The following is a 23,264-nucleotide window of genomic DNA, read 5'->3' on the forward strand; positions in this document are numbered from 1 at the left end:
GTACGGGCTGATCACCGGCAGGTGGCCGCTGCCCGACGTGGCGGCTGCGGGAGCCCCCGCCCCCGCGGGCGGAACCATCGGCGGCATGGCGCCGGCCGACCACGGTGCCGACGGTGCACTCGTCGAGCCGCGCGCGCTGCGGCCCGAGGTGCCCTTCGAAATCTCCGCGGTCGCGGTGCGGGCGCTGCAGAGCGACGGCGGAATCCGGACCGCGGCGACCGTGCAGCACATTCTCGACCAGGCTTCGGTCGTCGATCAGAAGACGGACATGATCCCGGCACTGCGGCTGGGGCAGCGGGCGGCCACCGAGGCGCACGCCCTCTCCGATCCGGAAGCGCTCGCCGAGAAGAAGAAGCGATCCGAGCGGATGCTCATGGCCCTCGTCGGGCTGGGCATCACGACCGTGGTGCTGCTCGCGCTGATCGGCTGGTGGATCGCGAATCTGCTGGCCGGCGGCAGCTCCGACGAACCGCTCACGAGTCAGGAGTTCGGGCTCACTCCGACCGCGGAGACGCCCGCCCCCGAGGCGGCGGCACCGGCGGAAGAACCGGCCCCGGCCGGCCCGGTCTCGGCGACTTCGGTCGAGGTGTTCTCGCCGCAGGGCACTCCGGACTCGCCTGCGACGGCGTCCCTTGCCATCGACGGTGATCCCGGCACGCAGTGGAGCACCGACGCGTACTTCGATCCGTTCCCGTCGCTCAAGAACGGTGTCGGCCTGATGTTCGGTCTCGCCGATCCGGTAGCGCTGCAATCGGTCTCGGTCACCACGGACGATCCGGGCACCGTCGTCGAAATCCGCAGTGCACCTTCGGATCAGGCGTCGCTGGATCAGACGCAGGTGATCGGTTCGGCCACTCTGGGTTCCGGTACCACGGAAATCCCGATCAGCGCGGAGGGCAGGACGTCGAACGTGCTGCTGTGGATCACCGACCTCGCCACCAGCAGCGGCAGCAACAAGAGCACGATCGCCGAGGTCACCTTCACCGCAAGCGAATAACGGCTTCGCTCACCGCAGATTCCACGGTCGGATCGGATACCATCCGCGCGTGCGAATTTTCGGGGGGATCGCAAAAATCGCCGTGTCCGATGCCGAATTGCTGGCAGCGCATGCGGCCGGGGACGACCAGGCGTTCGCAACACTGTTGCGACGTCACTACGACCATCTGTGGAAGGTCGCCCGGCGAACGAGTTATTCGCCGGAGGACGCGGCGGATGCATTGCAGGAGGCGTTGTTGTCGGCGCACCGCACCGCCTCGTCGTTCCGGGCGGACGCGGCGGTCCGGAGCTGGCTGCACACGATCGTCGTGAATGCGTGTCTCGATCGCATTCGCCGGAACCGGGCCCGGCCCACGGTTCCTCTCTATCTCGAGGACGGGGACGAACCGCGAACCGAACGCAACCACATCGCCGAGGTCGAGACCGCACTCGATGTGGAGGCCGCCCTCGAGGCCCTTCCCGACGACCAGCGGGTCGCGGTGGTCACGGTCGACATCGAGGGGTACTCGATTCGGGAGGCGGCCCGGCGCCTCGGTGTCCCGGAGGGCACCGTGAAGAGCCGCTGCGCTCGGGGGCGCTACAAACTGGCAGTGCTTCTGGGCGATCTGCAGGAGCCGGGGAACCGAACCTGAGTACGGACCGTCTAATTGTCTTGAGAGGGCACCGAGCCGCCGAGGAGGACTTCGCATGAACGAAGGCGAACTGCTGCGTCCGCCGTACCCTGCGGACCTGCTCGCCGACCTTCACGCAGGCGCGCTCGACGAGGAGGTCGCCGAGCGCCTGTGGCCGCTGGTGCGGGAGGACTCCGACGCCATGGCCGTGCTCGACGCCCTCGACGCCGTGCAGGAGCGTCTGCGCGGACTCGCGGATGCGGATGCGGATGCGCCCGGCGAGCCGATGCCGGCCGAGGTGGCGATGCGGCTGGACGACGCGGTCCTCGGTGCCGTCCGTGCCCACAAGCGCCGTCGTCGCATGTTCGCGGGTGCGGTGGTCGGTGCTGCCGCGGCCGTCGTCGCGGTGGTCGCGGTCGTGGTCGTCGGGGGAGCGGATTCCTCGACCGACGGCACGGCACCGGTCACGCCGATCGCGGTCGGCCCGGACGACGCCGCGGCGCTCGAACCGGACACCCTGCGCAGCCTGGTCGGTTCCACCGATCTCGGGCCGCTGTCCGACGACCGCGCGCTCGCCGATTGTCTGGCCGCGAACGGCATCGACCCCGCGGGTCCGGTGCTCGGGTCCAAGACGATCGAGTACGGCGACCGGGACGCGGTCGTGCTGCTGGTGCCGGGCGAGGTCCCCCCGCAGCTCACCGCCGTGGTCGTCGGAACAGATTGCGACGCAACGCATCCCGAGACGCTGTACGTGACGTCGATCGGGTGAGGCCGGTCAGCGATCCGCCACCGGCAGCAGCAGTTCCAGGATCCGGGCCCGCAGCGCGGGCGTGTCGTCCTCCGCGGCGATGAGGCTGCTGAACAACGCCGATCCCGCGGCCATCACGAGAACGGCGAGTGCGTCGAGTGGGTCCCGGTCGGTGCCGTCGGAGAACAGCGCGGTGCTCGGCCCACTGAAGGTGCGCCACAACGTATTTCGCAGATCTTCGTGGTCGCGGAGTGCGGTGAGCAGTCCGGGGAGTGCGGCCCGCACGTCCGGGCGGGAGAACAGTTCGGCGCTGCCGGTGACCACCCATTCGATCCATCCGCGCCGATCGATGCCGTCGTACGGTTCGAGATCCGGCGCGGAACCGAGCAGCGCGTCGAGCACGAGGTGCTCCTTGCTCGGCCAGCGACGGGCCAGGGCCGCGCGGCCGACGCCGGCGCGGGCGGCGATGCCCCGCATGCTCAGCCGTTCCCAGCCGACCTCGATCAGCATTTCCCTGGTCACGGCCAGGACTTCGGCGTCGATTCGGGGTTCGCGGGGGCGTCCGGGTGGGGCCAGAGACATACAGGTTGTATCTTCTCGGTGTGCGATGTGATCCAGACCATCGTGCGGGCTATAGTTGAACGGTAATTACGATACCACTGGCATCGAAAGTAGGGCCATGTCTCCGTCGCGACCCCAAGTGTTCGAACCGGCTCGACTCGGACCACTCACGCTCCGTAACCGCATCGTCAAGGCGGCCACCTTCGAAGGGGTCATGCCGCTCGGCGCGATCACCGACGAACTCGTCGAGTTCCACGCCGAGGTGGCTCGCGGTGGTACGGCACTGACCACCGTCGCCTACTGCTCGGTCTCCCCGGGAGGTCGCGTCCATCGCGACACCGTCGTCCTCGACCGCGAAACCATCCCCGGCCTGCGCCGCCTCACCGACGCCGTGCACGCCGAAGGCGGCCTCGCCTCCGCCCAGATCGGCCACGCAGGCCTCGTTGCCAACCAGATCTCCAACGGCACCAAATCGCTCGCGCCGTCCACCCGCATCAGCGCGCCCGGGATGGGCCTGGTTCGCGGTGCATCCCTCGAACAGCTCGACCGTGTCGTCGAGGACTACGAGAACGCCGCCCGCAATGCCGTCGAGGCAGGCTTCGACGCGGTCGAGGTGCACCTCGGGCACAACTATCTGCTCAGCTCGTTCATGAGCCCCAACCTCAACAAGCGCACCGACCGCTACGGGGGATCCCTCGAGAACCGCAGCGCGTACCCGCGCCGCGTGCTCGAAGCCGTGCGCAAGGCCGTCGGGGACAAGATCGCCGTCATCGCGAAGTTCAACATGACCGACGGTGTCCCCCAGGGCCTGTGGCTCGACGAGTCGCTGCCCATCGCCAAGATGATCGAAGCCGACGGCCACGTCGACGCGATGGAACTGACCGGCGGCAGCTCGCTGCTCAACGGAATGTACTTCTTCCGCGGCGAGGTCCCGCTGAAGGAGTTCGTGGCCTCGCAGCCGAAGATCGTGGGCTGGGGTCTCAAGTTCTACGGTCCCAAGATCTTCCCGACCTACCCGTTCGAGGAAGGCTTCTTCCTGAAGGAAGCACGACAGTTCCGCTCCGAACTGAAACTGCCGATCATCCTGCTCGGCGGCATCAACCGGCTCGACACCATCGAGAATGCACTCGAGGAGGGATTCGACTTCGTCGCGATGGGCCGGGCCCTGCTGCGCGACCCCGATGTCGTCAACAAGTTCCGGGACGAGAAGGCCGACGAAGGTCTGTGCATCCACTGCAACAAGTGCATGCCGACCATCTACTCCGGCACCCACTGCGTGATCCGCGAAGCGCTCCGCGAGGCACCCCAGACGGTCTGATCCGCCCCCTCGATATCGCTGCCACCGCCCCTCCGGGCGGTGGCAGCGGTGTCTCTGCACGGTGGGGGAGGGGAGTGGTTGCGCCCCGGCAGCGGACGCCGGACCAGCCTCGACAGCCCGAGTGTGGCGTGACGCACGGCGCGCGTGGAACAACACCCTTTACCCTGGTGTTGTTTCTTTCGTTGCTGCACACCGACGCGCATCGCACCACCAGTCACAGACGAACCGGAAGGCCCGAATGACCACTCCGCCCACGATTCACGACCTCATCATCGTCGGTTCGGGACCGGCCGGATATACGGCCGCGGTGTACGCAGCCCGCGCCGAACTCGCGCCCCTCGTCTTCGAAGGCACCCAGTTCGGTGGCTCCCTCATGACCACGACCGAGGTCGAGAACTTCCCCGGTTTCAAGGACGGCATCATGGGCCCCGAGCTCATGGAGCAGATGCGTGAGCAGGCGCTGCGCTTCGGCGCCGACATCCGCACCGAGGACGTCGACGAACTCGACGTCACGGGTCCCGTCAAGACGGTCGTCGCGAACGGTGAGACCTACCAGGCCCGCGCGATCATCCTGGCGATGGGCGCGGAGCCGCGCTACCTCGGCGTCCCGGGCGAGGAGCGGCTGCTCGGCCGCGGCGTCAGTGCGTGCGCAACCTGCGACGGCTTCTTCTTCCGCGACCAGGACATCGCCGTGATCGGCGGCGGCGACTCCGCGATGGAGGAGGCCACCTTCCTCACCCGCTTCGCGCGCAGCGTCACGCTGATCCACCGCCGTGACGAGTTCCGCGCATCGAAGATCATGCTCGAGCGTGCCCGCGCCAACGAGAAGATCCGCTTCATCACCAACGCGCAGGTCGTCGAGGTGCAGGGCGAGAACAGCGTCACCAACCTCGTCCTCGAGGACACCGTGACCGGCGAGCGCAGCGACCTGGCCGTCACGGGCCTGTTCGTCGCGGTCGGACACGACCCGCGCAGCTCCCTCGTCGCCGGTCAGGTCGACCGCGACGCCGACGGCTACGTGCTCGTGCAGTCGCCGACCACGGCCACGTCCGTGCCGGGCGTGTTCGCCGCCGGCGACCTCGTCGACCGCACCTACCGGCAGGCCATCACCGCGGCCGGCACCGGCTGCTCCGCGTCCATCGACGCCGAGCGGTGGCTCGCCGAGCATGCGGCCGCCGACCTGTCCACAGCCTCGGCAGAGGCCTGATCGACAGCCTCGGCAGAGGCCTGACACCCCCGCTTCGCCCATCCGAATTTCTAGGAGACATCGTGGCCAACACCATCACCATCACCGATTCCTCGTTCGTCGAGGACGTTCTGCAGTCCGAGAAGCCGGTCCTCGTCGATTTCTGGGCCACCTGGTGCGGTCCGTGCAAGATGGTCGCCCCGGTCCTCGAGGAGATCGCCGGTGAGCACAGCGACAAGCTGACCGTCGCGAAGCTCGACATCGACGCGAACCCGACGTCGGCCCAGGACTACAAGGTGATGTCGATTCCCACGATGATCCTGTTCTCCGGCGGCAAGCCGGTGAAGACGATCGTCGGCGCCAAGGGCAAGGCGGCGCTTCTGCGCGACCTGGGTGACGTTCTGTAGTAGCGTCCCACCGATCGAAGCCCGGCGAAGGACACGACACCTTCGCCACGGATGCGCCCGGATTTCTCCTGTTCCGGGCGCATCTGCGACAATCGAGCGATGCGGCCTGCCCTGCGGGCACCATCAGGTCAGCACGGAAAGGCCCGAGACATGCACCGACTGCGTCACGGCGACCACGGCCCCGCTGTCGCCGAGATCCGCAGCACCCTTGCCGGTTTGGGCTTCCTCCACGACGACACCGCTTCCCGGGACTGGGTCGGCTCCGACGTCGTCTTCGACCGCGAACTCGACGGTGCCGTGCGCGCCTTCCAGCAGCAGCGGGGGCTGCTCGTCGACGGGATCGTCGGCCCCGCGACCTACCGGTCGCTGAAGGAGGCGTCGTACCGACTCGGCGCCCGCACCCTCATCTACCAGCTGTCGGCTCCGCTGTACGGAGACGACGTCGCCGCGCTGCAGACCCGCCTGCAGGACCTCGGGTTCTACGTGGACCGAGTGGACGGCTACTTCGGTCCCCGCACCCACGAGGCGCTCAGCTCCTTCCAGCGGGAGATCGGCCTCGCCTCGGATGGCATCTGCGGCCCCGAGACCCTGCGCGCGCTGGAATTGCTCGGCACCCGCGTCTCGGGTGGTTCACCGCACGCGATCAGCGAAGAGGAAATCGTCCGCCGCTCCGGACCGCAACTCAGCGGCAAGCGGATCGTGATCGATCCCGGTCTCGGCGGCAAGGATCACGGCGTGATCGTGCGCAGCCGGCACGGTGCGATCTCCGAGGCGGACATCCTGTGGGATCTCGCCCGCCGGCTGGAAGGGCGGATGGCCGCCACCGGCATGGAGACGTTCCTGTCGCGGCCGTACCACGCCAACCCGACGGACATCGAACGGGCCGGCACCTCGAATGCGTTCGGCGCGGACCTGATGATCTCGCTGCGGTGCGATTCGAGCCCCAACCCGGCGGCGCGCGGCATCGCCAGCTTCCACTACGGCAACGCGCACGGCTCGGAGTCGATGATCGGTCAGGTCCTCACCGGCTACATCCAGCGTGAGATCGTCGCCCGCACCGCGTTGCAGGACTGCCGCAGCCACGGCCGCACATGGGACCTGCTGCGACTGACCAACATGCCCACGGTGCAGATCGACCTCGGTTACCTCACCAACCCGCAGGACGCGGCGCTGCTCTCCGATCCGCGATCGCGCGACGTCATCGCCGAGGCGATCCTCATCGCCGTCAAGCGTCTGTACCTGCTCGGACAGGACGACCAGCCGACAGGCACCTACACGTTCGCCGAGTTGCTCGCCGAGGAACTGTCGATCACCGAGACCCGCTGAGCGGTCCGCCCCCCGAACACGAAACACCCCGCCGGCCCGAGTCCGGCGGGGTGTTTGTTTCACGTGAAACAGTGCGTTCGCGTCAGCGCGCTCCGACCGGGGTGCGGGCGCCGTCGAGTTCCGCGATGGTGATCGACGCGGCCTCGATCAGCCGGTCGAGCGCGGCCTCGACCTCTTCCTTCCACCCGTGATCCCGATTCAGTTCGAGCCGAAGCCGGGGGAAGCGCGGGTGCGGGGCAACCACCTCGAAGCCCATGTCCTCCAGAAAATCGGCGGGGATCATGCACTCGAGGGGGGAGCAGTCGAGTGCAGCCGTCGCCGTCGGCACCCCGCTGTTCTGCTCTGCATCGTCGGTGGCCCGGATCCCGAACGCCTCCAGGGCCCGCACATTACGCCGGACCAGATCGTCGACGACCGCGCGGATCAGTTCACTGCCCAGATTCAGGTCGTCGGCGGACGGCTCGATCCGCATGCTCGTCAGCAGGATCGCGTCGGCGCTGACCGGCGAGGTCGGGAACAGCTGGGCGCGTGGAACCATGTTGGGCGGGGCATAGAACGCGCAGCCGGCCGGCTTGTCGTCGACCGTCGCGAGCTGCGCGCACGAACCCCACTGCAGCATGACCATCGACAGCCACGCTTCCTTTTCGAACTCCGGATCGCAGAAATCGCGCGCACCGCGGACCGCCCCCGGATCCATCTCCCAGAACACGCAGCGCCGCGCGTGCGCCGGCAACTGGTCGATTCCACTCAGCGTGAGTGATGTGACTCGAGTCGACACCGGTCTACTTCGCCTCCACGTCCGTATTCTCGACTGTCGTCCTGCATAGGCGGCCCGTCAAGAAGGATCGACCTGGGACTCCATCATCGTCACGATGCGCTGCAGATCGTCGACCGATCCGAACTCGACGACGATCTTGCCTTTACGCTTGCCGAGGCTCACCGTGACGCGGGTATCGAAGGAGTTCGACAGCCGCTCCGCGACATCCTGCAGACCGGGCATCTGGATCGGCTTGCGACGCTGGGGCGCGGCGGTGGGACCGTCACCGCGGTTCGCGAGCATCACCGCCTCCTCGGTGGCACGCACCGACATGCCCTCGGCGACGATGCGGGCGGCCAGGACCTCCTGAGCGTCGGCACCGGCCTCCAGAGACAACAGCGCCCGCGCGTGCCCGGCGGACAGGACTCCGGCGGCGACCCGGCGCTGCACCGCGACCGGAAGCTTGAGGAGCCGGATCATGTTGGTCACGACGGGCCGCGACCGTCCGATACGCGACGCCAATTCCTCGTGGGTCACCTCGAACTCTTCGAGCAGCTGCTGATACGCCGCGGCTTCCTCGAGCGGGTTGAGCTGGACGCGGTGGATGTTCTCGAGCAGCGCGTCGCGCAGCAGCGCGTCGTCGTCGGTGTCGCGGACGATGGCCGGGACCGTTTCCAGGCCGACCTCCTGGCAAGCTCGCCAGCGGCGCTCGCCCATGACGAGCTGGAAGCGGTCACCCTCCGTGCGGCGGACCACGATGGGCTGCATGAGCCCGAACTCGCGGATCGAGTGGACCAGCTCGGCGAGGGCCTCCTCGTCGAACACCTGACGCGGCTGCTTCGGATTGGCCTCGATCCGGTCGATCGGCACCTCGACGTACACCGCTCCGGTGGGGGAGGGGAGGGGCTGCTCTGTCGAAACAGCGGTCGGGGCATGAGCGGGGGTGGTTCCGTCGCCGATGATCACGTCGGCGGCGGCGGATCCGAGACCGGTCGACGGGATCGTCATGCCGGACACACCGCCCGCCTTACGCTGCGCGGCGGTCTTGCCGGTGGTGTTCTTGCTCGGCGCGTTCCCGGCGGGAGCCGGCGCAGAGGGAGCGGGTGCCGTCGGTGCCGTCGCGGTCCCGGCAGGAGCTGTCGCGGGTACCGGCGGTGCTTCGACCGGTCCGGTCGGGATGAGCGCCGCCAGACCCCGTCCGAGACCTCCCTTGCGTGTCGCGCTCATTCGTTCCCCTGATTCTTGTCGTGACCTCGCGCCGCCAATTCGCGCCCGGCGTCGAGATAGCTCATCGCACCGCGCGAACCTGGATCGTAGTCGAGCACGGTCATTCCGTACCCGGGAGCTTCGGAAACCTTCACGCTGCGGGGAATGACGGACCGCAGGACGGCGTCCCCGAAGTGGGCGCGCACCTCGGCCGCGACCTGATCCGCGAGCTTGGTGCGACCGTCGTACATGGTCAGCAGCACGGTCGAGACGTGCAGTTCCGGGTTGAGATGCGACTGGACGAGTTCGATGTTGCGCAGCAGCTGACCGACACCCTCGAGGGCGTAGTACTCGCACTGGATGGGGATGAGCACTTCCTTCGCCGCGACGAGCGCGTTGACGGTCAGCAGCCCCAGCGACGGCGGGCAGTCGATGATGATGTAGTCGTACTCGCGATCGCCGAGAGCGGCGGCGGTCAGCGCGTTCTTCAGCCGGTTCTCACGGGCGACCATCGAGACCAGTTCGATCTCCGCACCGGCCAGATCGATGGTCGCGGGAATGCAGAACAGCCTCTCGCTGTGCGGGCTCTGCTGGACCGCCTCGGACGCCTTCACCTCACCGAGCAGGACCTCGTAGCTCGACGCGACCCCCGAGTAGTGGGGGACACCGAGCGCGGTGCTGGCGTTGCCCTGCGGATCGAGGTCGACGACGAGCACCGTCAGTCCCTGAACCGCGAGCGCGGCCGCGAGGTTCACGGTCGACGTGGTCTTGCCGACGCCACCCTTCTGATTCGCGACGGTGAAGATCCGTCGTTCGGTCGGCTTCGGTAGAGAGTCTGCGGCGCTCGGGTGGAGGACCTGGCTCGCGCGATGGGCTGCGGCCCCGATCGGAGTGTCCGCCGCGGAGATTCCGTCGAACGGCACCGGGAAGAATTCGTCGTCGATAGCTTCGGTTTCACGTGAAACAGCAGACTCGGATCCACCCGACATTGAACGCTCCTTTATCGTCGACCCGCACCCGGGACGGTCGGCGTTGACGTGGTTGAGGCGCGAGACAGAACATCTCGATGCGACGCCCGAGGTCCGTCGAACCACCGCCGTCGCATTGGTCCCCTCTTTTCGTTCAGTATTCCATCCCGCATTCTAGGGCCACACGGTGACACTGCCGACTTTTCTGTTTCACGTGAAACATGCCGGGGCCGCACCCGTGTTTCACGTGAAACACGACACGCGGACAGCTTGGCGACGGGACTACCACCACCACGTCACCAGGGACGGGATTCGCCGTCCAAAGTGGCTTTGCAGAAACAACTTTCGATAGATATCTAACCAAATCTATTGGCATTCAAAGATTTCGGTATACAAGTATGGCGATCCGGGGCTGCGGCGCCGAGAGTGCCGTCACAGTGACGAAATGAAATCGACCTCCCGGTACCACCGCACACGCGACCGAATTCGCCCTATTCGGCATTCCGGAGTCGTCCCGGAAGATCTCGAGAGAATTGCTCGAGCTCGAGATGCTCGAGGGACTCGAGGTTTCTCGTATGCGTCCGTATGCGTCGAACCTCGAGTTCGGTACAGCGCGACACCGCATATCTCGGCGACACGAAAAGGCCCCTCCGCTTCCCGGTCGGGGAGGGGAGGGGCCGATGTTTCACGTGGAACGTGCGCGACTATTTCTTCTTGCGTCGCCGCGCCGGACGCGCCATCCGTTCGGCTTTCACCACGATGGTGGGCACCTCCAGCAATCCGACGCCGCACTCGAGCACCTCGAGACCGCCGGCACCGAGTCGTTCCAGTTCTTCACGATCGCGTTCGATTTCCTCGGCTGCGGAGCTTCCCTTGAGCGCGAGCATCCGGCCACCGACCCGGATCAGGGGGAGCGACCACTTGGCAAGTTTCGCGAGGGGTGCGACCGCACGGGACGTGACGACGTCCGCACCACCCGCCTCCTGGAGGACGCCGGGCTGTTCGGCGCGCCCGCGCACGACCAGGACGTTCTCGAGTCCGTGTGTTTCGACGAACTCCGCAAGGTAGACGGAGCGACGCAGCAGCGGTTCCACGAGCGTGATGTGCAGATCCGGACGCGCGATCGCAAGCGGAATGCCGGGGAGTCCGGCACCGCTGCCGACATCGACGACGCTCTCGTCCTTCTCGATGAGCTCACCGACCACCGCGCAGTTGAGGAGGTGCCGGTCCCACAACCGCGGCACTTCACGGGGTCCGATGAGACCCCGTTCGACGCCGTCGGTCGACAGGGACCGGTGGTATTCCTGTGCGAGAGCGAACCGCTCGCCGAACACCTGATGCGCGACCTCGAGGACGCGTTCCTCGTCATGTTCCACGTGAAACATCCTCTCCCTACAGCCCATTGCCCCGGAACACCGGGGTCACACACGAACGGAGGGGCCCGACGTGACCGTCGGTGCCCCTCCGCTGTCGTTTGTCACCGCTGTCGGTTCTCACTCGCTGTCGAATGTCACCGAATGCCGGTGGCGCTCAGTCCTTGATGACGACGACGCGACGCTGCGGCTCGGCGCCTTCGCTCTCGCTGGACACCCCGGGGATCTTGGCCACGGCGTCGTGCACGATCTTGCGTTCGAACGGCGTCATCGGTGCCAGCGACTCGCGCTCACCGGTCTCGAGGACGCGCTTCGCGGCGGCCGTGCCGAGCTCGGTCAGCTCCGCACGCTTGCCCGCACGCCAACCGGCGATGTCGAGCATCAGCTTGCTGCGCTCACCGGTGACCTGCTGCACCGCCAGCCGGGTCAGTTCCTGCAGCGCGTCGAGCACCTCGCCCTGCCGGCCGACGAGCTTCGTCAGGTCGGCACCGCCGTCGATGCTCACGACCGCGCGATCGCCCTCGACGTCGAGGTCGATGTCACCGTCGAAGTCGAGCACGTCGAGAAGCTGTTCGAGGTAGTCGCCGGCGATTTCGCCTTCCTCGACCAGGTAGTCGTCGTCCTCGGTGTCGAGGTCCGCGTCGAGCTTTGCGGAATCGGCCGTCACGTCGATGTCCTCCTGTGCCTTGTCCAGGTCACTGGCCATGGTTCGCCCTCTTCTACTTCGGTCAGCGCCGCTTGCGCTTGGAGTTCTTGGAGCCGCCCTGCTTCTTCGCCGTTGCGGACCCGGATTCACCCGTGGGCTTTTCCGGTTCGTCGCTCACAGGCTTCTCGAGAGACAGTTCGTTCTCGTCGCTTCCAGGGTTGTCGGAGCTCGCGGGGCTCGCGCCCTTCTTCTTGGCACGATCCGGCCGAGCGCCCGGCTTCGGCGCGTTCTCGTTGCGACGCGCGACCGCAGCCGCCTTCTTCTCGGCTTCCTCCTGGTCGATCTTGCGGAAGACGAGGTGCTGCTGCCCGTAGGTCCAGATGTTGTTGCTCACCCAGTAGAGGAGGATCGCGATCGGGAGGAACGGGCCACCGACGAGCACGCCGAGCGGGAAGACGTACAGCGCGAGCTTGTTCATGATCGCGGCCTGCGGGTTCGCGGCGGCTTGTGCGCTCTGCCGCGCAACCGACGCGCGCGAGTTGAAGTGCGTGGCGACGCCCGCGATGATCATCAGCGGAATCGCGACCGCCGCGATCTGCCAACGGGTGGGGATACCGCCGAACGGTGCGAACGCTTCGAGCGAAGCCATCGGCTGGGTGATCCACGCCGAGATGGGGGCGCCGAACAGGCGGGCGCTCAGGAAGGACTGCACGTCCTCCGGGCTGAACGCGTAGTTACCGATCTGCGCATTGGTCACCGGGTCCAGACCGAGCTGTCCCATGCCGGTGCCCGTGCGGTTGAACGAGCGCAGCACGTGGAACAGGCCGATGAACACCGGCACCTGCAGCAGGACCGGCAGGCAGCCCATCAGCGGGTTGAAGCCGTGCTCCTTCTGGAGCTTCTGCATCTCGAGCGCCTGGCGCTGGCGATCGTTGGAGTACTTCTTCTGCAGCGCCTTGATCTGCGGTTGCAGTTCCTGCATCTGCCGGGTCGTGCGGACCTGCTTGACGAACGGCTTGTACAGGATCGCCCGGAGGGTGAACACGAGGAACACCACGGACAACGCCCATGCGACACCGCTGTCCGGACCGAGGAAGGGAATGGCACCGAAAACTTTGTGCCAGACCCACAGGATCCAGGACACGGGATAGTAGATGAAGTCGAGCACGGCTCTATGTACTCCTCTGGTCGTCCATGATCGCCACCCACGGCGTCGGTCTCAGGTCTACGCTCGCCCGTCGAGAACTCGGCCGGGCGAGCGGGGCCGACGTTCGGGCACCGGATCCCACCCACCAGGGTGCCAGGGCGCACACTTGAGCAGTCGCACGATCGCCAGACAGGATCCGACGACGACCCCCCGCGTACGCAACGCCTCGACGGCGTATTCGCTGCACGTGGGGGTGAATCTGCAGGTCGGCATCCGTGTCGGCGACACATATGTGCGGTACAGCTCGATGCAGAAGATCAGTGCCCGGGCCGGCGCCGAGCGGATCCTGGACCAGGCGGCAGTCATACCGAGTGCCCCGAGTCCGCGAACAGGCCGAGCTTGGTGAGGCCCGAACGGACCTGACGCTCGAGATCGCGAGAGGTCGCGGTGGCCGCACCGGGCAGAGCACGAAGGACGATGTCGGCGTCGGACGGAACGTCGTTCACGATGCCGGCGCAGATATGACGAAGCCGGCGGGCGACTCGATGTCGAATCACCGCCGGCCCGACAGCCTTGCTCACGACCAGCCCGAAACGCGGGCCGTCGCTGTTCACCACGAACTCGGACCGATCCCTCTCGATCGCATGTACGACGAGATCGCGCCGACCTTGCCGGCGACCGTGGCGGACTGTCTCGGAGAAGTCCGCGCGACGGCGCAGGCGGTGCGGCTCAGGCAGCACCCCGAGCTCCCGTTACCGGGATCAGGCGGTGAGGGAGGCGCGGCCCTTGCGGCGACGCGCCGACACGATCGCGCGACCCGCACGGGTGCGCATCCGGAGACGGAAGCCGTGAACGCGCGCGCGGCGGCGATTGTTCGGCTGGAACGTCCGCTTGCCCTTGGCCACGGTCGACACTCCTCGAAGTTCTGTGACGCCTGCAGGCGTCAGCGGTCTAACATTTCGGAAATCGCATGACCCGTACCGAACGCGGCTGTGCAGCGACGCAGCACGGATCCGTCACTGCCGTATGAGTGACTGTTCGAGGCTACTCGGAGCGGGGTGCGAAATCAAACCGCGACGCGGCGGCGGACGCAACCCGACACGCCGCCTGCCTGCGGTTCCGCATGTCACGCAATGCATGTGACGACGGTCACCTGCGGTGTAGGCTCCCCTCATGGCTTCGCAGGGGACGAAGGTTCACGTGCACCACCGACTGTTGTCGCAGCCGTGTCACCGGCGATGTGCCCGCCCGCCTGTTTCGTGCCTCACTCGAGAGCGACCCTGACCGAAGCGGTCGCCCGGGTCCCGAAGGGGCGTATCGACAGCGAGTGCACCGACAGGTGCATCGACCCCGGCGCCGATCGGGCGTCCCACGGACCCGCAGGTTCACTCGAACAGATCGTTCACCAGCGCCGTGCGACCTCCGCGACCCGCGGCAGGGCGTGACACGATGCTTGTCCACACCTGTGGATAATTGTGTGGAAACTCGAACCTAGGGACTGTGGAGGACAGCTACGTGACCGACGAGCCGAACGCGCTGGCCGATGTGTGGTCGGACGTCGTCGCCGAACTCACCGCCGACGGCGGTGCGCTGACCAAAGGCCAGAAAGCATGGCTTGCGCTGGTCAAACCGCTGACCCTCGCGCAGGGATTCGCCTTGCTGTCGGTCCCGTCGTCGTTCGCGCAGGAGGCCATCGAGCGCGATCTGCGCGAGCCGATCCTGCGCTCGCTCAACCGCAATCTGGGCCATCGTGTGGAAGGCCTCGGCGTGCGGATCGAAGCGAGCGAGGAGACCGGCGACCCCGGCGAGGACCCGTACGCGGTCCCGCGCGACACCCTGCCCCTGGAGGGGCTGCCGCTCGATGCCCGGCCGGCCGAGCCCCGCACCCGCAAGCCCAGCCCGCGCGACCTGGCTCAGCCCTTCCGGCACCGTCGTCTGTCGTCCCTCGACCACGAGGTGCTCGAGGTGGAGGCCGGCGAACTCGAGGAGGTCGACGACGATCGCGAGGCCATCACGGCCGTCCGCGAGTCGTGGCCGTCGTACTTCACCCAGCCGCCCGCCCCGAGCGCGCCGGCGCCGTCGGGCGGTAGCAGCAGCCTCAACGCCAAGTACACCTTCGACACGTTCGTCATCGGCGCGTCGAACCGGTTCGCCCACGCCGCGGCGGTCGCGATCGCGGAGGCCCCCGCCCGCGCCTACAACCCCCTGTTCATCTGGGGTGCGTCGGGCCTGGGGAAGACCCACCTGCTGCATGCCGCCGGCCACTACGCGCAGCGCCTGTTCCCGGGCATGCGGGTCAAGTACGTCTCCACCGAAGAGTTCACGAACGACTTCATCAACAGCCTCCGCGACGACCGCAAGGTGGCGTTCAAGAAGCGCTATCGCGAGACCGACATCCTGCTGGTCGACGACATCCAGTTCATCGAGGGCAAGGAAGGTATCCAGGAGGAGTTCTTCCACACCTTCAACACCCTCCACAACGCGAACAAGCAGATCGTCGTGTCCTCGGACCGTCCGCCGAAGCAGCTCGCGACACTCGAGGAGCGGCTGCGCACGCGGTTCGAATGGGGCCTGATCACCGACGTGCAGCCGCCGGAACTCGAGACCCGCATCGCGATTCTCAGCAAGAAGGCGCGGATGGACCGGCTCGACGTCCCGCACGACGTACTCGAGCTGATCGCCAGCCGGATCGAACGCAACATCCGGGAACTCGAGGGTGCCCTCATCCGCGTGACGGCGTTCGCGTCGCTGAACAGGCAGCCCCTGGATCTCACACTCGCCGAGGTCGTGCTGCGCGATCTCATCCCCGACTCGACGGCTCTCGAGATCAACTCGGCCACGATCATGGCCGTGACCGCGGAGTACTTCGGTACGTCGATCGACGACCTGTGCGGCCCCGGCAAGGCACGGCCGCTGGCGCAGGCACGGCAGATCGCCATGTACCTGTGCCGGGAGCTGACGGACCTGTCGTTGCCCAAGATCGGGCAGACGTTCGGCCGCGACCACACGACAGTCATGTACGCGGACAAGAAGATTCGCAAGGAGATGACCGAGCGGCGCAAGGTCTACGACCAGGTGCAGGAGCTCACGGCACGCATCAAGCAGCGGTCCAAGCGCTGACGGAGACACTCACATCGAACGGGTCCGGGCTCTCGAGTCCGGGCCCGTTTTCGTTAGTCCACAGTCCGTGCACAGGCTCTGCACACCTGTGAGGTATCCCGAATCTCGAGATCGGAAAACATCCTCACACCTGTGGACTAGCATGTGCAGAACGTGGAATCTCTGTGGACGAACGGTGCACCGAACGTGGATAGTCTCGAGATGTTCACATTCATCCTCGAGTAGTCCTCGAGTTCATCCTCGAGTCATCCACCCCGTCGGACCGCGCGTCACCAGCGTAGACGGTCGTTCCTCCACAGATTCCACACCCCCTATTACTGCTTTTGAGTTTCTTTCAAGAAAAACTCTTTGAAAACAGGGGGTGTGGAGCACTCGAGTCCACAGGCCTCTCGAGAGCGCCGACTCGCTCGAGCCCTCGGCTTTCCAAGCCGCAGTCGAAGGCATACCGTGGAGCGACGTCCCCGATGCCACCTTTCGGTGTCGGGGCCTTGTGTCAGACTTCTTAGGACTTGGCAGCCCCCCGACGTGCACTGGAAGCACGTCAGCTCGGACGAGAGGATCCACCGGCAGATGGAGCTTGGAACCATGAAGTTTCGTGTTGCTCGCGAGGACTTCGCCGACTCTGTCGCTTGGGTGGCTCGCAGCCTCCCGTCGCGTCCTCCGGTCCCGGTCCTCGGCGGGGTCCTGCTCGCGGCCGACGAACAGGGCCTGACCGTCTCGGGCTTCGACTACGAGGTCTCCGCGCAGGTGCACGTCTCGGCCGAGGTGATCACGCCCGGTCAGGTGCTGGTGTCCGGCAAGCTGCTCGCGGACATCACCCGCGCGCTGCCGAACAAGCCGGTCGACGTCGTGCTCGACGGCACCCGCGTGCTCATCAACTGCGGCAGCGCGAAGTTCTCGCTGCCGACGATGCCCGTCGAGGACTACCCGCAGCTGCCGGAGCTGCCGCAGCAGACCGGGTCGCTGCCCGTCGACGTGTTCTCCGAAGCGATCAGCCAGGTCGCGGTCGCGGCCGGCAAGGACGACACGCTGCCGATGCTCACCGGCATCCGCGTCGAGATCGACGGCACCGACATGGTCCTCGCGGCCACGGACCGGTTCCGTCTCGCGGTGCGCAAGGTCGAGTGGATGCCCACCGCAGAATCCACCAGCTCGGCCGTGCTGGTTCCCGCCAAGACTCTCTCCGAGGCGGCGAAAACCGTTGGTGGTTCCGGTAATTCGCCCGTCCAGCTCGCGCTGGGCAGCGGATCCGCGGTCGGTGCGGACGGGCTCCTGGGCATCGTCGCCGACGGCCGCCGCACCACCACGCGCCTGCTCGACGCCGAATTCCCCAAGTTCCGCCAGCTGCTGCCGACCGAGCACACCGCGATGGCGACCGTCGAGATCGCGCCGCTCGTCGACGCCATCAAGCGTGTCGCGCTGGTCGCCGAGCGCGGTGCCCAGGTGCGACTCGAGTTCGCCGACGGCGGGCTGCTCCTGTCGGCCGGCGGCGACGACGCCGGCCGGGCCGAGGAATCGCTGCCCGCCGAGTTCTACGGCGAGCCGCTCGTGATCGCGTTCAACCCCGGCTACCTGCTCGACGGGCTCGGTTCGCTGCACACCGAGAAGGTGTCGTTCGGCTTCACCACGTCGAGCCGTCCGGCAGTGCTGCGCCCGGCTGTCGACGAGGAGCCGGAGCCGGACGCCTCGGGTACCTTCGCCGCGCCGGAGAGCGACTACACGTACCTGCTGATGCCCGTGCGTCTGCCGGGCTGACCGGCACGGACGAGGTGAGCGGCCCGTGTACGTTCGCACCTTCTCACTGCGCGACTTCCGGTCCTGGGACGCCGTCTCGGTGGACCTGGTTCCGGGGCCGACGGTGCTGCTCGGGCGCAACGGCCACGGCAAGACCAACATGCTCGAGGCACTGGGGTACCTCTCGACCCTGACCTCGCACCGCGTGTCCGGCGACGCGCCGCTGCTCCGCGCCGGCACGTCGCGGGCGCTGGTGAGCGCACACGTCGTCAACGCCGGCCGCGAACTGGCCCTGGACGTCGAGATCAACGACGGCAAGAGCAACCGCGCCCGGATCAACCAGTCGCCGACGCGGCGGCCCCGGGAGATCCTCGGAATCCTCCGGACCGTGCTGTTCGCTCCGGAGGACCTGTCGCTGGTCCGTGGCGATCCCGGCGACCGCCGGCGCTTCCTCGACGAACTACTCACAACCCGTATCCCCAGGCTGGGGGGCGTTCGGGCCGACTACGACAAGGTGCTGCGGCAGCGGTCGGCGCTGCTGAAGACCGCCGGCGGTGCCCTGCGCCGGGGTGCCCGCTCGGCGGACGGGGCCGGGGCCCTGGCGACGCTGGACGTGTGGGACGGGCACCTGGCGTCGCACGGTGCCGAACTGCTCGCGGCGCGCATCGCGCTGCTGCACGATCTCGCGCCGCACGTGGTCGCCGCGTACCGCTCGATCGCCCCGGAGTCGCGACCCGCACTGCTGCGTTACCGCAGCAGTCTCGGCGACGCTCTTCCCCCGGAGTTCGCGGATCCGGAGCGCCGCCCCGAACCCGGGGACCGCGCGACGATAGAGGCGGCGTTCGTCGCGGCGCTCGCCGCCGCGCGGACCCGGGAGATCGAGCGGGGCGTCTGCCTGGTGGGTCCGCACCGCGACGAACTCGAGTTGATCCTGGGCGATCAGCCGGCGAAAGGCTATGCCAGCCACGGGGAATCGTGGTCGTACGCGCTGGCGTTGCGGCTCGGGGCGTTCGAGTTGCTGCGGTCCGACGGCACCGATCCGGTGCTCATGCTCGACGACGTGTTCGCGGAGCTGGACCGTCGGCGGCGTGCCGCGCTCGCGGCGGTCGCGGCGTCGGCCGAGCAGGTGCTGATCACCGCGGCGGTCCCGGAGGACGTGCCGTCCGAGCTTGCGGGGGTCCGATTCTCGGTGCGCGCCGAGGATTCCGAGCGGGGCCGGTTGTCGGTGCTGACCCGAACCGAGGTCGAGGAGGTGCGGCCGTGAACGAAGAGAACGGAAGCGTTTCTCCACATCATCCACAGGATGATCCACAGGAACCGTTGCGGGGCATCGATCTTGCGCGTCGCGCTCTCGAGGAGGCTCGAGCGGCCGCCAAGGCCAGCGGCAAGTCCGTCGGGCAGGGGCGTGCGTCACGGGGGCCGGTGCGGCCGCGTCGTCGCCGGCGTGGATGGTCCGGGCCCGGCCCCGACGAGCGCGATCCGCAGCCGTTCGGTGCGCTCGTGAACGCCCTGTCGAAGCAGCGCGGATGGTCCGGGCACGTGTCGGAGGGCACGGTCCTCGGCAGCTGGGCGCGTGTGGTGGGCGACGACATCGCCGCGCACGCGTCCCCGACGACGTTGCGCGAGGGCGTGCTGCACGTGTCCGCGGAGTCGACGGCGTGGGCGACGCAGCTGCGGATGATGCAGGCGCAGATCCTCGCGAAGATCGCCGCGGCGGTCGGGCACGGGGTGGTCAAGGAACTGCGGATCACCGGTCCGACGGCGCCGAGCTGGCGCAAGGGCGAGCGGCACATCCGCGGTCGCGGGCCGCGGGACACGTACGGCTGAGCCGCAACCGTAGATTTATCTATAACCGAGTGTTACGTTAAATCTGCCCCGGCCGGAGAGTGTCCGTAGGGCCATCGGCGGATCGTTGGAAATTGTTGTTGTTCAACGATTTTCGTCGTTTCATGTCACTCGGGAGGTTCCGTGTCCACGCTCACCGTCACCCGTGACTCGATCCGTCTCGAGGTCGTCGTAGAGGGGAATCCGCACGGCCCGACGCTCGTGCTCGTGCACGGCTGGCCCGACACGCACGCCCTGTGGGACCGCGTCGCGCCGCTGCTCACCGACGAATTCCGCGTCGTGCGCTACGACAACCGCGGTGCCGGAGCCTCGAGTGTCCCGCCGCGGGTGCGGGACTACCGGCTCGGGGAACTGGTCCGGGATCTGTACGCGGTCGTCGACGCGGTCGGCGGGGGACCGGTGCACCTGCTCGGCCACGACTGGGGTGCGGTGGTGTGCTGGGAGGCGGTGTGCGAGCCCGGCGCGGCCGACCGCATCGCCTCGTACACCTCGGTGTCCGGACCGAACCTGGACCACCTGGGGTTGTGGATGCGCAGGAGCCTGCGCGCGGGCCGATTCGCCGGCCCGCTCGCCCAGGCCGTTGCGTCCGCGTACACGCTGGCGTTCCAGCTCCCCGGGGTGCCGGCACCCGTCCTGCGGTGGGTGCTCGCCCCGAACTGGGCGCGTTTCGTCGGCATGTTCGACCGCGCCGACCCGTCCGTCGTGTCGCCGGCGCCCACCCTCGCCGACGACATGGTGCACGGCCTCAAGCTCTACCGCGCCAACATCCGGCGTCGGCTGGCCTCGCCGCGGGAGCGCGTCACCGGCGTGCCCGTTCAGCTCGTGCTGGCCGGCCACGACCGGGCGGTGCGGCCCGCGGGGTACGAGGACACCGAACGGTGGGTGCCGAACCTGCACCGGGAACGGCTCGATGCGGGACACTGGTCGCCGCGGACCCACCCGGACGAGCTGGCCCGCCTGACCGGGAACTTCGTCCGGCAGACGGCCGAGCCGGAGTCTCTGCGGCAAATTTGATGCGCCGGGCCGCGCGATCGCCGCTGCGTGGCAATGAGCGGTGCCGTACGCCCGTCCTGTGTCGTCCCCGGCACTTGTCGTCGCTGCAAGTAGGATGAGTGGACATGCGTGGCGCGAACGCGCGCGAGGCCGAGGCGGAGAAGGAGAGCTACCCACCCGTGGCTGCCCAGAAGTCGAACAAGAGCAAGAGTGACTACGGTGCTTCGTCCATCACCGTCCTCGAGGGACTCGAGGCGGTGCGCAAGCGCCCCGGCATGTACATCGGCTCGACCGGTGAACGCGGTCTGCACCACCTGATCTGGGAGGTTGTGGACAACTCCGTCGACGAGGCGATGGCCGGATACGCGACCAAGGTCGACGTGACCCTCCTCGAGGACGGCGGCGTCCAGGTCGTCGACGACGGCCGCGGCATCCCCGTCGGCATGCACGCATCCGGTGCCCCCACCGTCGAGGTCGTCCTGACGCAGCTCCACGCGGGCGGCAAGTTCGATTCGGACGCCTACGCCGTCTCCGGCGGTCTGCACGGCGTCGGTATCTCGGTCGTCAACGCGCTGTCCACGAAACTCGAGGTCGAGATCGACGTCGACGGCTACCACTGGGAGCAGACGTACACCGCGTCCAAGCCGGGTGAGCTGATCCGGGGTGCGGAGACGAAGGCCACCGGCACCACCGTCCGATTCTGGGCGGATCCGGAGATCTTCGAGACCACGACCTACAACTTCGAGACTGTCGCGCGCCGTCTCCAGGAGATGGCGTTCCTCAACAAGGGCCTGACGATCACGCTCACCGACGAGCGCGTCGCCCCCGAGGAAGTCACCGAAGATGTCGTCAGCGAACTCGCCGAGGCGCCGAAGACCGCCGAGGAGCAGGAGACCGAGCAGTCTCCGGAGGCGCCGCACAAGGTCAAGTCCCGCGTCTACCACTACCCGGGTGGTCTCGAGGACTACGTGCGCCACATCAACCGCACCAAGCAGCCGATCCACAATTCGGTCGTCGGCTTCACCGCGCGCGGTACCGGCCACGAACTCGAGATCGCGATGCAGTGGAACTCGGGCTACTCCGAGTCCGTCCACACGTTCGCCAACACCATCAACACCCACGAGGGCGGCACGCACGAGGAAGGGTTCCGTGCGGCGCTGACCAGCGTGGTCAACAAGTACGCGAAGGACAAGAAGCTCCTCAAGGACAAGGACCCGAACCTCACCGGTGACGACATCCGTGAGGGCCTCGCGGCGATCATCTCGGTGAAGGTCTCGGAACCGCAGTTCGAGGGCCAGACCAAGACCAAGCTCGGTAACACCGAGGTCAAGTCGTTCGTGCAGAAGGCATGCAACGAGCACCTGACGCACTGGCTCGAGTCGAACCCCGCGGACGCGAAGACGATCGTGACCAAGGCCGTGTCGTCGGCGCAGGCCCGCGTCGCAGCCCGCAAGGCCCGCGAGCTGGTGCGCCGTAAGAGCGCCACCGACCTCGGCGGCCTGCCCGGCAAGCTCGCCGACTGCCGGTCCAACGACCCGAGCAAGTGCGAGATCTACATCGTGGAGGGCGACTCCGCAGGTGGCTCCGCCAAGTCCGGTCGCGATTCGATGTACCAGGCGATCCTGCCGCTGCGCGGCAAGATCATCAACGTCGAGAAGGCCCGCATCGACCGTGTCCTCAAGAACACCGAGGTCCAGTCGATCATCACGGCCTTCGGCACCGGCATCCACGACGAGTTCGACATCTCGAAGTTGCGCTATCACAAGATCGTGCTCATGGCCGACGCCGACGTCGACGGCCAGCACATCGCGACGCTGCTGCTGACGCTGTTGTTCCGGTTCATGCGCCCGCTCGTCGAGAACGGCCACGTCTATCTCGCCCAGCCGCCGCTGTACAAGCTCAAGTGGCAGCGTTCCGAGCCGGAGTTCGCCTACTCGGACCGCGAGCGCGACGGACTGCTCAAGGCGGGTCTCGAAGCCGGCAAGAAGATCAACAAGGACGACGGCATCCAGCGCTACAAGGGTCTCGGTGAGATGAATGCCACCGAGCTGTGGGAAACCACGATGGATCCGAGTGTGCGGATCCTGCGTCAGGTCAGTCTCGACGACGCCGCCGCGGCGGACGAGCTGTTCAGCGTGCTGATGGGCGAGGATGTCGAGGCTCGCCGGAGCTTCATCACCCGGAACGCGAAGGACGTCAGGTTCCTCGACGTGTGATGCCAGTGTGACGGCAGGGCACGAGTTGTGTTGTAAATCACAGCTTTTGCCCTGCCGTTTTCGCGTGTCGGTGGCGCACGCAATAGCGCGGGCACATTACCGGTGA

The 23,264-nt window shown here is 67.4% G+C and carries 22 protein-coding genes and 1 pseudogene; 13 read left to right on the plus strand and 10 right to left on the minus strand.

All coding sequences use genetic code 11. The features are described 5' to 3' along the window. From ACN675_RS11250 to ACN675_RS11260, 3 genes and pseudogenes are all read left to right on the plus strand, one after another. Positions 1-997, plus strand: a pseudogene (locus tag ACN675_RS11250) (peptidoglycan biosynthesis protein MviN); the annotation flags it as partial. 49 nt (positions 998-1,046) lie between these two features. After that, positions 1,047-1,628: an RNA polymerase sigma factor SigM gene (gene sigM / locus ACN675_RS11255; RefSeq protein ID WP_420750947.1), complete on the plus strand. Its 582-nt coding sequence runs from the start codon at positions 1,047-1,049 to the stop codon at positions 1,626-1,628. A gap of 55 nt (positions 1,629-1,683) precedes the next feature. After that, positions 1,684-2,376: a hypothetical protein gene (locus ACN675_RS11260; protein WP_420750948.1), complete on the plus strand. Its 693-nt coding sequence runs from the start codon at positions 1,684-1,686 to the stop codon at positions 2,374-2,376. 6 nt (positions 2,377-2,382) lie between these two features. Here the strand turns inward: ACN675_RS11260 and ACN675_RS11265 are convergent, their stop codons facing one another. Then, on the minus strand, positions 2,383-2,937 hold the full coding sequence (locus ACN675_RS11265) for a TetR family transcriptional regulator (protein WP_420750949.1): 555 nt from the start codon (positions 2,935-2,937) through the stop codon (positions 2,383-2,385). 97 nt (positions 2,938-3,034) lie between these two features. Between ACN675_RS11265 and ACN675_RS11270 the strand changes: the two genes are divergently transcribed. The 4 genes from ACN675_RS11270 to ACN675_RS11285 all read left to right on the plus strand — a co-directional run bounded on the left by ACN675_RS11270 (position 3,035) and on the right by ACN675_RS11285 (position 7,153). Beyond that, positions 3,035-4,234 (plus strand): NADH:flavin oxidoreductase, encoded by a 1,200-nt coding sequence (locus ACN675_RS11270; protein WP_420750950.1) that lies wholly within the window; start codon positions 3,035-3,037, stop codon positions 4,232-4,234. A 238-nt stretch (positions 4,235-4,472) separates the two neighbouring features. Beyond that, the gene (gene trxB / locus ACN675_RS11275) at positions 4,473-5,441 is read left to right on the plus strand and encodes a thioredoxin-disulfide reductase (RefSeq protein ID WP_420750951.1); all 969 of its coding nucleotides are present in this window, start codon (positions 4,473-4,475) and stop codon (positions 5,439-5,441) included. Between the two features lie 62 nt (positions 5,442-5,503). Next, positions 5,504-5,827 carry a thioredoxin gene (gene trxA / locus ACN675_RS11280; RefSeq protein WP_197256365.1) on the plus strand — a complete coding sequence of 108 codons (324 nt, stop codon included), beginning with the start codon at positions 5,504-5,506 and terminating at the stop codon, positions 5,825-5,827. A gap of 150 nt (positions 5,828-5,977) precedes the next feature. Next, positions 5,978-7,153 (plus strand): N-acetylmuramoyl-L-alanine amidase, encoded by a 1,176-nt coding sequence (locus ACN675_RS11285; protein ID WP_420750952.1) that lies wholly within the window; start codon positions 5,978-5,980, stop codon positions 7,151-7,153. A gap of 82 nt (positions 7,154-7,235) precedes the next feature. Here the strand turns inward: ACN675_RS11285 and ACN675_RS11290 are convergent, their stop codons facing one another. The 9 genes from ACN675_RS11290 to rpmH form a co-directional block, all read right to left on the minus strand. Then, a complete protein-coding gene (locus tag ACN675_RS11290; RefSeq protein ID WP_420750953.1) occupies positions 7,236-7,931 on the minus strand; it encodes a GNAT family N-acetyltransferase in 696 nt (231 codons plus the stop codon). Positions 7,932-7,988: 57 nt separating this feature from the next. After that, on the minus strand, positions 7,989-9,137 hold the full coding sequence (locus ACN675_RS11295; protein ID WP_420750954.1) for a ParB/RepB/Spo0J family partition protein: 1,149 nt from the start codon (positions 9,135-9,137) through the stop codon (positions 7,989-7,991). Continuing rightward, positions 9,134-10,105 (minus strand): ParA family protein, encoded by a 972-nt coding sequence (locus ACN675_RS11300; RefSeq protein WP_420750955.1) that lies wholly within the window; start codon positions 10,103-10,105, stop codon positions 9,134-9,136. Before ACN675_RS11300 ends, ACN675_RS11295 begins: the two co-directional genes overlap by 4 nt. Positions 10,106-10,788: 683 nt before the next feature. After that, positions 10,789-11,469, minus strand: a complete 681-nt coding sequence (gene rsmG, locus ACN675_RS11305) for a 16S rRNA (guanine(527)-N(7))-methyltransferase RsmG (protein ID WP_420750956.1) — start codon at positions 11,467-11,469, stop codon at positions 10,789-10,791. 145 nt (positions 11,470-11,614) lie between these two features. Then, a complete protein-coding gene (locus ACN675_RS11310) occupies positions 11,615-12,163 on the minus strand; it encodes a protein jag (RefSeq protein ID WP_420750957.1) in 549 nt (182 codons plus the stop codon). 22 nt (positions 12,164-12,185) lie between these two features. Continuing rightward, positions 12,186-13,271 (minus strand): membrane protein insertase YidC, encoded by a 1,086-nt coding sequence (yidC, locus tag ACN675_RS11315; protein ID WP_420750958.1) that lies wholly within the window; start codon positions 13,269-13,271, stop codon positions 12,186-12,188. A 57-nt stretch (positions 13,272-13,328) separates the two neighbouring features. Continuing rightward, the gene (gene yidD / locus ACN675_RS11320) at positions 13,329-13,616 is read right to left on the minus strand and encodes a membrane protein insertion efficiency factor YidD (RefSeq protein WP_420750959.1); all 288 of its coding nucleotides are present in this window, start codon (positions 13,614-13,616) and stop codon (positions 13,329-13,331) included. Further along, positions 13,613-13,990: a ribonuclease P protein component gene (rnpA, locus tag ACN675_RS11325; protein WP_420750960.1), complete on the minus strand. Its 378-nt coding sequence runs from the start codon at positions 13,988-13,990 to the stop codon at positions 13,613-13,615. The genes yidD and rnpA overlap by 4 nt, the downstream gene beginning before the upstream one ends. 21 nt (positions 13,991-14,011) lie before the next feature. Beyond that, positions 14,012-14,155: a 50S ribosomal protein L34 gene (rpmH, locus tag ACN675_RS11330; RefSeq protein ID WP_006550910.1), complete on the minus strand. Its 144-nt coding sequence runs from the start codon at positions 14,153-14,155 to the stop codon at positions 14,012-14,014. Between the two features lie 610 nt (positions 14,156-14,765). On the opposite strand from rpmH, the gene dnaA reads away from it, so the two are divergent. From dnaA to gyrB, 6 genes are all read left to right on the plus strand, one after another. Next, positions 14,766-16,370 carry a chromosomal replication initiator protein DnaA gene (gene dnaA / locus ACN675_RS11335; RefSeq protein ID WP_420750961.1) on the plus strand — a complete coding sequence of 535 codons (1,605 nt, stop codon included), beginning with the start codon at positions 14,766-14,768 and terminating at the stop codon, positions 16,368-16,370. Positions 16,371-16,940: 570 nt separating this feature from the next. Next, positions 16,941-18,125 carry a DNA polymerase III subunit beta gene (gene dnaN / locus ACN675_RS11340; RefSeq protein ID WP_420750962.1) on the plus strand — a complete coding sequence of 395 codons (1,185 nt, stop codon included), beginning with the start codon at positions 16,941-16,943 and terminating at the stop codon, positions 18,123-18,125. A 25-nt stretch (positions 18,126-18,150) separates the two neighbouring features. After that, a complete protein-coding gene (recF, locus tag ACN675_RS11345; protein ID WP_420750963.1) occupies positions 18,151-19,368 on the plus strand; it encodes a DNA replication/repair protein RecF in 1,218 nt (405 codons plus the stop codon). After that, on the plus strand, positions 19,365-19,931 hold the full coding sequence (locus tag ACN675_RS11350) for a DUF721 family protein (RefSeq protein WP_420750964.1): 567 nt from the start codon (positions 19,365-19,367) through the stop codon (positions 19,929-19,931). Before recF ends, ACN675_RS11350 begins: the two co-directional genes overlap by 4 nt. A gap of 141 nt (positions 19,932-20,072) precedes the next feature. After that, the gene (locus ACN675_RS11355; RefSeq protein WP_420750965.1) at positions 20,073-20,963 is read left to right on the plus strand and encodes an alpha/beta fold hydrolase; all 891 of its coding nucleotides are present in this window, start codon (positions 20,073-20,075) and stop codon (positions 20,961-20,963) included. A gap of 158 nt (positions 20,964-21,121) precedes the next feature. Next, on the plus strand, positions 21,122-23,158 hold the full coding sequence (gyrB, locus tag ACN675_RS11360; RefSeq protein ID WP_420750988.1) for a DNA topoisomerase (ATP-hydrolyzing) subunit B: 2,037 nt from the start codon (positions 21,122-21,124) through the stop codon (positions 23,156-23,158). Positions 23,159-23,264: the final 106 nt, after the last annotated feature.

This window comes from Rhodococcus sp. O3 (assembly GCF_048897285.1).
GTDB lineage: Bacteria > Actinomycetota > Actinomycetes > Mycobacteriales > Mycobacteriaceae > Rhodococcus.

Bases quoted from the DNA above. Each gene is read 5' to 3' on its own strand.
- ACN675_RS11260 (WP_420750948.1), top strand. From the start codon at position 1,684: ATGAACGAAGGCGAACTGCTGCGTCCGCCGTACCCTGCGGACCTGCTC.
- ACN675_RS11265 (WP_420750949.1), bottom strand. From the start codon at position 2,937: ATGTCTCTGGCCCCACCCGGACGCCCCCGCGAACCCCGAATCGACGCC.
- ACN675_RS11270 (WP_420750950.1), top strand. From the start codon at position 3,035: ATGTCTCCGTCGCGACCCCAAGTGTTCGAACCGGCTCGACTCGGACCA.
- trxB (WP_420750951.1), top strand. From the start codon at position 4,473: ATGACCACTCCGCCCACGATTCACGACCTCATCATCGTCGGTTCGGGA.
- ACN675_RS11285 (WP_420750952.1), top strand. From the start codon at position 5,978: ATGCACCGACTGCGTCACGGCGACCACGGCCCCGCTGTCGCCGAGATC.
- ACN675_RS11295 (WP_420750954.1), bottom strand. From the start codon at position 9,137: ATGAGCGCGACACGCAAGGGAGGTCTCGGACGGGGTCTGGCGGCGCTC.
- ACN675_RS11300 (WP_420750955.1), bottom strand. From the start codon at position 10,105: ATGTCGGGTGGATCCGAGTCTGCTGTTTCACGTGAAACCGAAGCTATC.
- rsmG (WP_420750956.1), bottom strand. From the start codon at position 11,469: ATGTTTCACGTGGAACATGACGAGGAACGCGTCCTCGAGGTCGCGCAT.
- ACN675_RS11310 (WP_420750957.1), bottom strand. From the start codon at position 12,163: ATGGCCAGTGACCTGGACAAGGCACAGGAGGACATCGACGTGACGGCC.
- yidD (WP_420750959.1), bottom strand. From the start codon at position 13,616: ATGACTGCCGCCTGGTCCAGGATCCGCTCGGCGCCGGCCCGGGCACTG.
- dnaN (WP_420750962.1), top strand. From the start codon at position 16,941: ATGGAGCTTGGAACCATGAAGTTTCGTGTTGCTCGCGAGGACTTCGCC.